Genomic DNA, 12,904 nt, shown 5'->3' with positions numbered 1-12,904 from the left:
AGGCTTGGGGTACAGTGAATCAGAGAATGTGACAGCACTTCTCTTTCAGCAACCCTTTCAAGCCTCTCTGGACTTCATTTAAAAGGTCTTCTATATATGTTCTTCTATTTCAATCCCATCCTGATCTTCTCTTGATTCCGGCAGGACAAGGTTTAACACCACACCGACGATCGCCGCTAGCGCCATGCTGGACAGCTCAAATCCCGAAATTTTGATAAATGCGCCGCCGACGCCGATGACGAGAATGACAGATGAAATGATTAAGTTTCGTTTGTTTTCCAAATCAATTTTATGATCGATCAGCATGCGCAGCCCGCTTGAAGCGATGATGCCGAACAGCAGGAACGAAACGCCGCCCATGACTGCGGAAGGAACCGAGCTGATCAGCGCCGATATTTTGCCGATAAAGCCGAAGCACAGTGCTATGACAGCGGCTCCTCCGATGACAAATACGCTGAATACTCTTGTTATCGCCAGGACGCCGATATTTTCGCCGTAAGTCGTTGTCGGCGGTCCGCCTAAACATGATGCCAGTATCGTTGCGACGCTGTCGCCAAAGATTGAACGGTGAAGCCCCGGCTTTTGAATGAAATCCTGGCCGACAACTTTGCTTAACACCATTTGATGTCCGATATGTTCAGACATCGTCACAAAGGCAACAGGCACCATGGCTAGTCCGATGCCGAGAGCCGCTGCAGTCGGCGTATAATCAACAAACGGGACAACGAAATCCGGTACTGCAAACCATTTGGCGTCAACAACCATCTGGAAGTCTACGATTCCCTGGGTAAGAGCGAACAAGTACCCTCCGATAATCCCGATCAATACAGGGATCAGGCTGAAAAAGCCTCTTAAGAAAATCGCACAGATCACTGTCAGAGCAAGCGTAAATCCGGCTACACCGAAGTGTTTGGCGCTGTATACAAGCGTCTCTGCCCCAGGGTTTTCGTACATTGCCATATTGACCGCCGTACTGGCAAGACCGAGTCCGATCACGATAATGACCGGTCCGACAACAATTGGAGGCAGCAGTTTCATCAGCCACTCCGTACCAAGCTGCTGGATGAGAAGGGCGATCAGCCCGTAGGCAATCCCCGCCATAAAGGCGCCGATCATGGCAGCCCCAGGCCCTCCGGCGGCTTTTGCCGCGATAATCGGGGCGATAAAAGCGAAGGAAGAACCTAAGTAAGCAGGGATCTGGCCTTTTGTAATCAGCAGATACGCCAGCGTTCCAAGACCGCTCGTTATCAGCGCAACCCCCGGGCTCAAGCCTACCAGCTTCGGCACGAGGATCGTCGCTCCGAACATGGCAAACAGATGCTGAAGGCTGAAGGATAGCCAATTTAACGGCTTTGGTACTTCTCTGACACCTAAGTTAACTTTTTTCCGACTCATATTTTTTCCTCCTGATGATCGACTCACTGTCTATGATGTCTTAATACCTGAAAAGAAAACGTCCATTAAAAAAACCTCTTTGCTGGGTGCAAAGAGGCAGACAAAGATCGTCACACTGCTGGTGACTTTCGTTTCTTCCCTCTTTGCAAACTCACTGGAATGCATTTAAAAAAGGATACAATCATTCATTTTTTGTAGATCGCCGCAAGGTCGCGGCCGTCGACTTCCTCGAGCTGAACCATGACCTTTTCGGCCTTTGAAGTCGGGATGTTTTTCCCGATAAAGTCTGCTCGGATCGGCAGCTCTCTATGTCCGCGGTCAACCAGTACCGCAAGCTGGATGGATGAAGGGCGTCCGACATCGACGAGCGCATCCATCGCTGCCCTGACCGTCCGTCCCGTATAAAGGACATCATCGACGACAATCACCTTTTGGTCGGTGATGTCCACCGGGATATCAGCGCCTTTGACTAGCGGTTCTTCATTGGACGTTTTTTTGGACAGATCGTCTCTGTACAGCGTAATATCGAGCTCTCCTACCGTCACACTGTTTCCTTCAATTTGTTCGATTCGCTCGGCAAGACGCTTCGCCAAGTAGATGCCTCTCGTCTTAATGCCGACAAGAATACAGTTGTTCATTCCCTTGTTTCGCTCAATCATCTCATGGGCGATTCTTGTCAGCGCCCTTCTGATCGCCTGTTCGTCAAGTACAACAGCCTTTTCTTGTTCCTCCATGACTTTAGCACCCCGTCTCTTGATAAGGATAAAACAAAAACCCCTTCTGCTAAAAAGGCAGAGAGGGGTTCTGTAAGCGAATCAAATCTTCACTTGTCCGATATCCTTCTCAGCCTCTCTGGACTGTGTTAAAGAATCTGATTTAACTTCATTTATTATTTCAAAAAAGAAATCGTCTGTCAATGATTATTTCGAAGATTGTCGAGAAGATTTTTCATATCCTCGGGCAAAGGAGCCTTAAATTCAACATATTCCCCTGTGCGCGGGTGATCAAATCCCAAAACCCCGGCATGCAGAGCCTGCCCGTTGAAATCGATCGTTTTCTTAGGACCGTACTTAGGGTCCCCTGCCAGAGGGAAACCGATGTATTTCATATGCACACGAATTTGATGGGTTCTCCCTGTTTCCAGCTGGCACTCAACGACCGTAAAATCTTCGAACCGTTCTTTGACTTCAAAATGAGTCACGGCGTGTTTTCCGTTTTCTCTCGTTACCGTCATACTTTGCCTGTCCTTTTTATCCCTGCCGATTGGCGCGTCGATTGTTCCGTGGTCATGAGGAATGATGCCGTGGACGAGCGCCGTATATTTTCTTGTCACCGTCTTGTTGACAAGCTGGTTCACTAGCGATTCATGGGCCATGTCGTTTTTAGCAACCATCAACAGGCCTGATGTATCTTTATCGATCCGATGGACAATTCCTGGCCGCATAACGCCGTTGATGCCGGATAAGTCATCACAATGCGCCATCAAACCGTTGACAAGCGTTCCGGCCAAATGGCCGGGAGCCGGATGAACCACCATTCCGCGCGGTTTGTTGACGACAAGGACATCCTCATCTTCATAATAAATATCAAGATCCATCGGTTCAGCTTCGACATCAAGCGGCTCTGGATCGGGAACATCGACTTTGACCACATCTCCCGGCTGAACTTTATAATTGGCTTTGACTGCCTTTTCGTTGACTTGGACGCGTTCTTCCTTGATCCACTGCTGAACTTGAGTCCGCGACCAGTCCGTTTCTATCACGGTCAAGTATTTATCAAGCCGTTCACTTTTATGATCTTCATGAACGGTCATTTCATAATGCTCCATTTTACAGCTCCTTCTTCTTCTTTCCGTCTAACAGCATTTGTATAAATAAGAGCAGGACACCGATGCATAAAGACGAATCAGCGATGTTGAAAATCGGGTAATGATAGTTGACGATCGTTACATGGATAAAGTCGACAACTTCTTGTCTGACTACACGGTCGATAAAATTGCCGATGGCTCCGCCAAGCATCAATCCGAGCGCCGTTCCAAGCAGAACCTGCCCCTTTGCATGCTTTTGGATGTAGTAGACGATACCGATAATGACAACCGTTGTTATAATGTAAAAAAACCACATCTGCCCTTCAAGAATGCCCCATGCGGCACCTGTATTCCGATGCGAGGTGATCTGAAAGAAGCCGTCTAGGACAGGAATGCTTTCTCCATACTCCATCTTGCTGACGACAAACCATTTGGTTAATTGATCGATACCGATCATAATCAGTGCAATTATGTAATAGGGCACAGACTGTTCCTCCAGTTTCTGTTTCTCTTCATTTAAGCATTTTATCAAGAAAAAGAATAGGAGTAAAGGAATATTCGTTGACATCCTTAAAGAGGGCTGCACATCACGCCCTCTTTAAGAACCGTTGTCCCATTATCACGAATACAGTGCATGACTGTATCCCTCATCGGTTTCAGCCCAGATGGGCAGCGTCTTTTTTTCAAACTGAATATGGTACAGAAAATCGTTCGCCGTTCTTGCTGTTGGCAGAACGGCAAGCTTTGAAAGAGGGATCTCCTGGCCTGTTTCCTCACAAATACCATATGTTCCATTTTCTATTTTAGAAAGGGCCAAAAGCACATCCTGTAGCTCTTCTTTTACATGATACATGAGAGTCGCCTGCTGATATGCATTGATGTTTTGAGAATGTTGTTGAAAAAAGGAATACTCAAATAGTCTTGATTCCAGTTCTTCCTTCGTTTGAAGAAGCTCTGTATGAATCTTTGACAGCTGATGATCCACCTGAATCAACTCCTGCTCTTCGCGTTGTGCCTTTAGTGTTGCCGACAAATCGAATCTCCAAGCTGATAAGATTTTTCCTGACGTTCAAAACGATGTCAGCTTTGGGATGATGCTTTCTTAAAATGCTTTAAAAAAGCGGTTTTTAAAGCAATAAAAAAAGCAGTTCGGAAAACCGAACCGCTTGTTGGTTAATTTTGATAATATGTTTTCACAATCCCTGCACAGCGAGGGCAAAGTTCAGGATGGTCAGCATCCTGGCCGATTTCTTTTGAGACCATGCGGCACCGCTCACAAGTCTCACCTTCAGCCTGTGTGACGACGATTTTGCCTGTTTCAAACGACTGCGCCTCTTTTGGAGCTTCTGCTTCCGTTCCGCCGATTGCAAGTTCTGAAACGATAAAGAGCTGTTTGACATCCTCCTTAATTGAAGAGAGCAAAGCCTTTGATTGTTCGTTCGGATAAAGCGTCAGGCTTGCCACTGAAGACTTTCCGATGATCTTTTCATTACGGGCCGTTTCCAGCGCTTTTAAGACATCATCACGAAGCTTCATGAAACGGTCGAATGTCTCCTCCGTCTCTTTCGCATTCGGAATCTCCTGCGTTTCCGGCATATCGCTGAGCTGAACGCTTTTTTCCGTTACAAATGTGAAATGGGTCCACATTTCATCAGCTGTATGCGGCAGGATCGGCGCAATCAGTTTAACGAGCGCAAGCAATGTTTCGTAAAACACGGTCTGCATGCTGCGGCGGTCTTGATGATCTGCATGCTCAATATAGACGACGTCTTTTGCAAAATCCATATAGAATGAGCTGAGCTCGATTGCACAGAAGTTATGAACGGCATGATAAATCACCGCAAAATCATATTCCTCATACGCTTTTTTGACTTTTTCAATAAGGCTGTTCAGCTTGATCAGGATATATTGATCCACTTCGCGAAGCTCTTCTACAGCGACCGCATCTTTTGCCGGATCAAAATCGGCAATATTGCCGTGCAGGAAGCGGAACGTATTGCGGATTTTCCGATATACTTCAGCGACTTGTTTTAAAATCGCGTCAGATACACGGACATCTGCTTGATAGTCGACAGATGCAACCCACAGCCGCAGAATATCCGCTCCAAATTGGTTCATGATTTTTGCCGGAATAACGACATTGCCAAGCGATTTACTCATTTTTCGGCCTTCTCCGTCAAGTGCAAATCCGTGTGATAAAACGCCTTTATAAGGTGCTTTTCCCGTCACGGCGACAGCGGTTGAAATGGATGAGTTAAACCAGCCGCGATATTGGTCAGACCCTTCCAAATATAAATCAGCAGGTCTGACTAAGTCATCACGCTCTTCCAATACAGCCTGATGGGATGAACCGGAATCAAACCAGACATCCATGATGTCCTGCTCTTTTGTAAACTTGCCGTTCGGGCTTTCAGGGTGTGTAAAACCTTCAGGAAGCAGTTCATTCGCTTCTTTTTCAAACCAAATATTTGATCCGTGCTCCCTGAACAAAGCGGAAACATGTTCAATCGTCTCATCGGTGATGATCGGTTCGCCGTTTTCCGCGTAAAATACCGGAATTGGCACGCCCCATGCGCGCTGTCTTGAGATACACCAGTCACCGCGGTCGCGGATCATATTGTAAAGGCGGGTTTCGCCCCATTCAGGCACCCATTTTGTTTCCTGAACCGCCTCAAGCAGCTCGTTTCTAAAGTCTTTAATAGATGCGAACCATTGGGCTGTCGCACGGAAAATCGTCGGCTTTTTCGTTCTCCAGTCATGCGGATAAGAATGGGTGATAAACTCCAGCTTCATAAGAGCGCCGTTTTCTTCGAGCTTTTCTGTAATCGGCTTGTTGGCCTGATCGTAAAACAGCCCTTCAAAGCCAGGCGCTTCACTTGTCATCGTTCCTTTTTCATCTACAGGGCAAAGGACGTCAAGTCCGTATTTCTGGCCGATGATAAAGTCGTCTTCCCCGTGTCCCGGAGCGGTATGAACGCAGCCTGTACCTGCCTCAGTTGTAACGTGTTCACCGAGCATGACGAGAGAATCTCTGCCGTATAAAGGATGAGCGGCCACAATGTGCTCCAAATCTTTTCCTTTGACAGTTTGCACGACTTCCGGATTTTCAAAACCGAGCACATTTGCAACACTTTCAACCAATGCGCTTGCGATCACATAACGCGAGCCGCCCGCAGCCACCACACTGTATTCCAACTCAGGGTGTACGGCGATTCCGAGGTTTGCCGGGATCGTCCATGGCGTTGTTGTCCAGATGATGAACTTTTCGCCGTTTGTCAAAACGCCTTGTCCGTCCTTCACATCAAAAGCAACATAGATAGATGGTGAACGTTTATCATGATATTCGATTTCCGCTTCAGCTAAAGCGGATTCGCTTGAAGGAGACCAGTAAACCGGCTTCAGCCCTTTGTAGATGTAGCCTTTTTTCGCCATCTCGCCAAACACTTTAATTTGCTGGGCTTCAAATTCAGGCTTTAGCGTGACATATGGGTTTTCCCAGTCTCCTCTGACGCCCAGGCGTTTAAACTGTGCTTTTTGGCCTTCGATCTGCTGCCATGCATATTCTTCGCAAAGCTTGCGGAATTCGGCTACCGTCATTTCTTTGCGCTTTACTTTTTTGTTTTTTGTAAGCGCCGTTTCAATCGGCAGTCCGTGAGTATCCCAGCCGGGCACATAAGGTGCATGGTAGCCGCTCATCGATCTCGAACGGACGATAAAGTCCTTCAAAACTTTGTTAAGCGCATGCCCCATATGGATGTCACCGTTCGCATATGGAGGTCCGTCGTGCAAAACAAACATCGGTCTGCCTTCCGTCCGTTTCTGAACGAGCCGGTAAATGTCCATGTCCTCCCATTTCCCCTGAATTTCAGGCTCCCGGTTTGGCAGGTTTCCTCTCATCGGAAAATCTGTTTTCGGCATTAAGAGCGTGTCTTTGTAATCCATCATCATTCCTCCAAAACATTCTTTTCTAAAACAAAAAAAGCCTTTTCATCCCATAAGGGACGAGAAGGCTTTGATCTCGCGGTACCACCCTTTTAGATAAGCCAATTTCAGCTTATCCGCTCAAACATCGTAACGTGATGGAACGTCCTTTCCTACTGTACGGTTCAGAAAGGAAACTTGAGGGCTGATCCACATGAATTCCAACAATCCCAGGCTTGCACCACCCCTGGGTCGCTTCGATTGCTGTTCGGAATCGATGTCTGTCCCTCTCAAACGTTTTTCATCGCAATTATGAACGTATTATATGCGAACAGGTGATATCATGTCAAGATTGAAAAGAAAAACTATTCCTTTTCATCAAAAACCGCATCCACTTCATATTCAAGCAAGTGGTCCCAATCATCATTTTTCAGCAGGTCAAGCTGTGCTTCAATCAGCATTTGGAAGCGGGTTCTGAACACTTTTGACTGTTTTTTCAGCTCTTCAATTTCCATCGCGATTTTTCTTGATTTAGAGAGAGATTCATTAATGATCCGGTCGGCGTTTTTCTCAGCCTCGCGAACGATGAGCTTCGCTTCTTTCTCAGAGTTGCGTTTTACGTCCTCTGCCGCTTCCTGTGCGACAAGAATCGATTTATTCAGGGTTTCTTCGATCGTCGAGAAATGTCCGAGACGATCGTCCAGCTCATTCACCTTTGCTTCAAGCTCATTTTTTTTGCGCAGAACGATTTCATAATCTTTTCTCACCTGGGTCAGAAATTCGTTCACTTCATCTTCATCATAGCCGCGGAACGCTTTCGTAAATGTTTTATTATGAATATCATTTGGCGTCAAAGGCATGCTGCCCACCTCCATTATTTTCTTTATGTACAATTGTCCTAGTCAACATTATAAAGCAAAATTCGACCGGGCGGAGAAAAAACTGTGAAAACGTCTCACTTTTGTTTTTCGAATGACAATCTCCATTTGCCCTTTTTTGTTTTGCCGTCAATGTTTTTCAGCTTGAAACGGCCAAAGCCGCGCACAGACAGCATATCTCCTTCTGCGAGTGAATATGAGGGGTCTTCAATGACCTTCCAATTGACTTTCACAAGCCCGTTTTTAACGAGAACGTGTGCTTTTTGCCGGGATTGTCTGCTCACTGCCGAGCAAATCGTATCAAGCCTCAGAGATGAAACTGTGTCATCTCTTATTTCGACATCCTGCTCTGGTACTTTAAGCTTTAAAAGCGGAATTTTTTCAAGAGACACCTTCACTCTGCCGATATGGGTCAGCTGCGAAAACACGAAGTCAGCAACCTCTTCCGAACAAATAAACTGCCATGTCCCGCCGGCAAAGATCAGGTCGCCGAACTTCTGCCGCTTTAGTCCGATCCCCATTAAAGAGCCGAGGAGCTCACGATGTTCAATCGAGGCGAACTTTTCCGGGTACAGGACTTCATAAGCCTGAAGCTGATAATCTTCCGCAGACGGCTCGGCATATTCCGGATAAAGGACAGCTCTCTTCCGCTCGGCTTCAGGAAAACCGCCGAAAAAATCAAGTTTCACTTCATCTGACTGGCCGATGACAGAGGTTAATATCACTTGTTCCCGCGGATCCAAAAAATCGGTCAGCTTCAGCCGATATTGTTCCGCCACAATTCTTTTCCATTCAAGAGCCTGGTCAATGAACGGCTCTTCGTCTTTTCTAAAATGCTGGTAAATATCGCTCATTGTCTTTCCTTTCTATGTAAAGAGGCTTGGCTTTCAGCCAAGCCCAAAAGCTTGCCCGAAAACGTTGATTCGTCTTCACGGCTGTGCTTCGGCGGTTATAGCAAGGGCAATGCCCTCCCTTTTGTAAGACAAGGCCAAAAGCCGCAAAGCTCGGCTCTTTCAGCCGACCCTTTGCAGCCGAATTCCGCAAAACACCCTCATTAAATAGAGGAAATGAACCGGAAGACCTGCAGTAAACCCATATCCGCAAACCGCAGTACGAAAATGGCCACGAGTGGAGAAATATCAATCATGCCGAGGGGCGGAATGAACCTTCTGAACGGCTCCAGATAAGGTTCGCAAACAGATGCCAGCATTCTGCCGATCGATGATTCTCTCGCATTGGGCACCCAAGACATAAAAATGTAGATAATGAGCGCAAAGGAATAGACTGTTAAAAGTGTGCTTAAAATTTGATATATAAAGTTCATCTGCGATTTACCACCTCTGATGTTCTTCTTCAATGAGCTCGGAAATCGTCCCGGAGACATCTACGTTTTCCGGCGTGCATAAAAAGATGTCGGCTCCGATCCGCTGAATATCGCCGCCGAGGGCATAGACCGTACCGCTCAAGAAATCGACGATTCTTTTCGCCTGATCATGCTGGATGCGCTGCAAGTTGACGACAACGGCGCGGCGGTTTTTGATATGATCTGCGATTTCCTGGGCTTCCGCGTACACCCGAGGCTCACTTAACACTACTTTAGAAGATTTTTGAACGCTTTGCAAACTTACCACATTCTGCTTCCCAGCCGATTTCGACTGGTAGGCGGTTCTGTCATTGGTCTCCTGCTCTTCAGGGATTTCTTCCCTGTCCGTTTCAATATATTCGTATTCATATTCCTCATCATCCATGGCAAAAAAGTTTTTGAATTTGTTTTTCAGACTCATGATTGTCCACCTCCAGTTTCATTTCCGACTAAGGAAGATCCGATTCTGATGAATGTTGCGCCTTCCTCTACAGCGATCGTAAAGTCGTTTGACATTCCCATTGAAAGTTCGCTGCACGGCGCGTTCCATTGGTTCAGCCGCTGCACCTCGCCGCGCAGCTCTCTCAACGAGCGGAAACAGCTTCTGATTTCCTCCTCGTCATCCGTAAAAGGCGCCATTGTCATTAATCCGGCGATTCTAATGTTTTCATAAGCAGACAGCTTTCTCACAAAAGGAATAACCTCTTCTTTTGTCATGCCGTGTTTTGAAGATTCAAGCGATGTATTGACCTGTACAAAACAGTCAACAGGCTTTTTCGCCCTCTTTTGAATTTCATCGGCTAATGACAGCCTGTCTAAAGAATGAATATATGAAACATGATCGATGATCGCTTTTACTTTTCTCGTTTGCAGCGTGCCGATAAAATGCCAGACCGGCCTGCTGTCTATTAATATGTCGAGCTTATGCAGCAGGCCGGAATCCCGGTTTTCTCCCAAATGTTTAACCCCCGCGTCAAGCGCTTCCTGCGCTCTTTCGGGTGAAACATATTTTGTGACAGCGATGACAGATATCTCGTCAGGCGTTCTGCCCTTTTCTTTACACGCTTCGTTTATTCTGTCATTTATATGTCGTAAATTGCTTTTTACATCCACCTGTAAACTATACCTCCTTTACCCCGATGAATGACATCATTCTTCCCGTCTTTCCCTGATCTCTGCGATGGGAGAAAAACAGTGAATGCTCACAGCTCGTACACAGTGAACTCACCTTGATCTGATCATTCGGAATTCCCGCGTGCAAGAGAAGCTGCCTGTTCACTTCTTTTAATTCCAGACGGTACTCCCCTTCTTTTATCGGCAAAAAGGCTTTGTCTTCTTGCTGAAGAGGAAGATTTCTGACTTTGTTTATCACATGATCATCGACAATGTAGCAGCATGCGCCGATCGAAGGCCCGATTACGGCATGGATGTCGGCGGGATTCGATCCTTCCCGGCTGATCCATGTATCAACCATTTTGCCGGCGATCCCTTTGACGGTTCCTTTCCACCCGGCATGGGCGATCCCGACAAGCGAACGGACGGGGTCATAAAAATACACGGGGACACAGTCCGCGAAACAGAGCGCCAAAAATATATTGTATCTGTCCGTATAAAGTCCGTCTGTTGCAGCTAAAGCCGTGCCGTATTGTAAAGCGCCTTTTCCGCGGTGCTCATCTGTCACTTTTTGAATGCGGTCTTCATGCGTTTGATCGGCAAATACCCAGTCGTTTAGATCTGTTTGAAGAATGTCGGCAATCTCTTCTCTGTTATGAGTGACGTGCTGCTCATCATCCTGAACGTGCAGCCCTGTATTTAATGATTGAAAAGGCGGTTTGCTTTCTCCGCCGTTTTTTGTCGTAAATCCGGCTGTAATTGCTCCGCCGGTTTCCGCCGTCTGATTCCAATCCTCAATCAAGAGCATTGACGGAGCATCAAGACGAAAGGGTTTATATGTACTCATGGTGATCAGCCTTTCGACAAACATCGTAGTCTTTCATCATATCGCTCCTATTTTAACACATCTTGATGCATTCGTTTAGCTTCGTTTCAAAAAACTAAACGAAATGTATTTTTTGAAACATAAATCCCATTCTTGTTTCTTTAAATCGATGAAAAGCCGGCTTATCTAAAGATGCAGATCGGCCCCCATCCAATACAAAGGCTAATTGCCGCCGTGTAAGTCAGCTTAAGCGAACGAGGATCACATCTTCCCCAATTTTAACTATATTTCGCCACGGGATGACGATTTCCTCTTCTTTTCCGAAAAATCCAAAAACTTTCCCCGTTCCTCCGATGATGATCGCCTGTATCTTTCCCGTCGTTACATTAATGTCAATATCGCCGATGCTGCCGAGCTTTTTACCATTTGATACATTCACAACATCCTTAACCTGGAAATCGGAAATGTTCATCATGTGCGCCGCACGCCTCCCTAAATCAAGTGTCCTTTTAAGATTATATGAAAGGCAGTCTTTCATTTAGACTGCCTTGCCATCACTTTATTTCGCTTTTTTCCTGCCAATTAAAATATCGAGATGAACGCTCATTGTAGCTGCTTTTTTCTTCATTAAATAGCTCTTGATCCGTTCTTCGTCCGTACGCCAGGATAAAGGCGTCATCCGTATCAGCTGCGCCAGCTGCCGACGGTCCAGCACGCTGCGGTATGACAGCTCCCTCCTTTTCACCACATCAAAATGGGCGCTGAAGCGGTCCACCGTCAGTTGATTGGAATAGGCGCGCTTTTCTGGTTCATCATAGAAAGCTTCCCTTAGCTCTTTCAGATAGCCGCTCTTTGGGATCACTTTGATGACCGCGCCTTCATCTGATAAAAGCCTTGTGAACTCCTCATAATTGGAAGGCGACAATATGTTAAGAATGACATCAAATGTACCGCCCTGAAAAGGAGCTTTCGCCAGATCGGCGACAAGCCAGACCAGCTCCGCATCATGCCTTGCAGCTGACAAAACGCCCGCTTTCGACAAATCGATCCCCGCTCCAAAGAGCCGGCTGCCGAAGCTGGGTTTGAGTTTTTCTGTGATCCGGATCAAATGCGATCCTTCCCCGCAGCCCGCATCAAGGATTTTGGCGCCTTTTTTAGCAAGCGGCAAGCCATCCTTGATTTAGCCGCTTAGCATTTCACATAAAGGCTCGAAAAATCCGCTCTCAGCTAACGCTTTCCGGGCTTCAAACAAATCTTTATCATATTTCCCAGAGGAAGAATGTGTCGCGACATTCACATACCCCTGTTTCGCAAGATCAAATGTGTGATCATTTGGACAAACCAAGCTTTGGGGGCTGTCAACTTTCATTTCCCGGGCGCAGAGCGGGCATTGAAACACCGTTTCAAACCTCGTCATCAGCGCTGCACTTCTCATTTTTTTATTCAACATGATGTACACCTCATTCATTCACAATTTAGATAAATGAAAAAGGCATAGACAAATAAACCCGCCCCATCAGCATTTTTCAAAGCCGTGTGGATTTGCTCAGTTTGTCTATACCTTACATTATCTATAGCGAATGAATTGGATGATCATGACG

At 46.5% G+C, this 12,904-nt stretch carries 15 protein-coding genes and 1 other annotated feature; all 15 genes read right to left on the bottom strand.

The genetic code is table 11. The features are described 5' to 3' along the window. Positions 1-90 precede the first annotated feature (90 nt). The 15 genes from pyrP to RBH91_RS09175 all read right to left on the bottom strand — a co-directional run bounded on the left by pyrP (position 91) and on the right by RBH91_RS09175 (position 12,753). Positions 91-1,395, bottom strand: coding sequence for a uracil permease PyrP (gene pyrP / locus RBH91_RS09245; RefSeq protein ID WP_307894318.1), 1,305 nt, complete (start codon positions 1,393-1,395; stop codon positions 91-93). Positions 1,396-1,580: 185 nt separating this feature from the next. Next, positions 1,581-2,129: a bifunctional pyr operon transcriptional regulator/uracil phosphoribosyltransferase PyrR gene (gene pyrR / locus RBH91_RS09240; protein ID WP_076760449.1), complete on the bottom strand. Its 549-nt coding sequence runs from the start codon at positions 2,127-2,129 to the stop codon at positions 1,581-1,583. A 179-nt stretch (positions 2,130-2,308) separates the two neighbouring features. Further along, positions 2,309-3,223: an RluA family pseudouridine synthase gene (locus RBH91_RS09235; RefSeq protein WP_307894317.1), complete on the bottom strand. Its 915-nt coding sequence runs from the start codon at positions 3,221-3,223 to the stop codon at positions 2,309-2,311. Position 3,224: 1 nt separating this feature from the next. Next, on the bottom strand, positions 3,225-3,770 hold the full coding sequence (gene lspA, locus RBH91_RS09230; protein WP_307894704.1) for a signal peptidase II: 546 nt from the start codon (positions 3,768-3,770) through the stop codon (positions 3,225-3,227). Between the two features lie 51 nt (positions 3,771-3,821). Further along, positions 3,822-4,187: a TraR/DksA family transcriptional regulator gene (locus RBH91_RS09225; RefSeq protein ID WP_076760919.1), complete on the bottom strand. Its 366-nt coding sequence runs from the start codon at positions 4,185-4,187 to the stop codon at positions 3,822-3,824. Positions 4,188-4,375: 188 nt separating this feature from the next. Then, positions 4,376-7,144: an isoleucine--tRNA ligase gene (gene ileS, locus RBH91_RS09220; protein WP_307894316.1), complete on the bottom strand. Its 2,769-nt coding sequence runs from the start codon at positions 7,142-7,144 to the stop codon at positions 4,376-4,378. Between the two features lie 52 nt (positions 7,145-7,196). Continuing rightward, positions 7,197-7,427 (bottom strand) — a binding site (T-box leader). A 61-nt stretch (positions 7,428-7,488) separates the two neighbouring features. Further along, entirely contained in the window at positions 7,489-7,983 is a 495-nt protein-coding gene (divIVA, locus tag RBH91_RS09215; RefSeq protein ID WP_076760446.1) for a septum site-determining protein DivIVA, read from the bottom strand. A gap of 95 nt (positions 7,984-8,078) precedes the next feature. Further along, positions 8,079-8,855, bottom strand: a complete 777-nt coding sequence (locus tag RBH91_RS09210) for a YlmH family RNA-binding protein (protein WP_307894315.1) — start codon at positions 8,853-8,855, stop codon at positions 8,079-8,081. Positions 8,856-9,055: 200 nt separating this feature from the next. Then, positions 9,056-9,325: a YggT family protein gene (locus RBH91_RS09205; RefSeq protein ID WP_076760443.1), complete on the bottom strand. Its 270-nt coding sequence runs from the start codon at positions 9,323-9,325 to the stop codon at positions 9,056-9,058. A gap of 7 nt (positions 9,326-9,332) precedes the next feature. Beyond that, entirely contained in the window at positions 9,333-9,785 is a 453-nt protein-coding gene (sepF, locus tag RBH91_RS09200) for a cell division protein SepF (protein WP_307894314.1), read from the bottom strand. Beyond that, positions 9,782-10,477, bottom strand: a complete 696-nt coding sequence (locus RBH91_RS09195; protein WP_307894312.1) for a YggS family pyridoxal phosphate-dependent enzyme — start codon at positions 10,475-10,477, stop codon at positions 9,782-9,784. Before RBH91_RS09195 ends, sepF begins: the two co-directional genes overlap by 4 nt. 7 nt (positions 10,478-10,484) lie before the next feature. Then, positions 10,485-11,324, bottom strand: a complete 840-nt coding sequence (gene pgeF, locus RBH91_RS09190) for a peptidoglycan editing factor PgeF (RefSeq protein ID WP_307894311.1) — start codon at positions 11,322-11,324, stop codon at positions 10,485-10,487. A 220-nt stretch (positions 11,325-11,544) separates the two neighbouring features. Further along, positions 11,545-11,778, bottom strand: a complete 234-nt coding sequence (locus RBH91_RS09185; RefSeq protein WP_076760440.1) for a YlmC/YmxH family sporulation protein — start codon at positions 11,776-11,778, stop codon at positions 11,545-11,547. A gap of 84 nt (positions 11,779-11,862) precedes the next feature. Beyond that, positions 11,863-12,471, bottom strand: coding sequence for a methyltransferase domain-containing protein (locus RBH91_RS09180; RefSeq protein WP_307894310.1), 609 nt, complete (start codon positions 12,469-12,471; stop codon positions 11,863-11,865). A gap of 12 nt (positions 12,472-12,483) precedes the next feature. After that, on the bottom strand, positions 12,484-12,753 hold the full coding sequence (locus RBH91_RS09175; RefSeq protein ID WP_307894309.1) for a putative RNA methyltransferase: 270 nt from the start codon (positions 12,751-12,753) through the stop codon (positions 12,484-12,486). Positions 12,754-12,904: the final 151 nt, after the last annotated feature.

The organism is Bacillus swezeyi (assembly GCF_030908325.1).
In the GTDB taxonomy this organism is placed as follows: domain Bacteria; phylum Bacillota; class Bacilli; order Bacillales; family Bacillaceae; genus Bacillus; species Bacillus swezeyi.
Note: the sequence above shows the minus strand (reverse complement) of the source record. Positions and strands in the feature narration are given on the sequence as shown.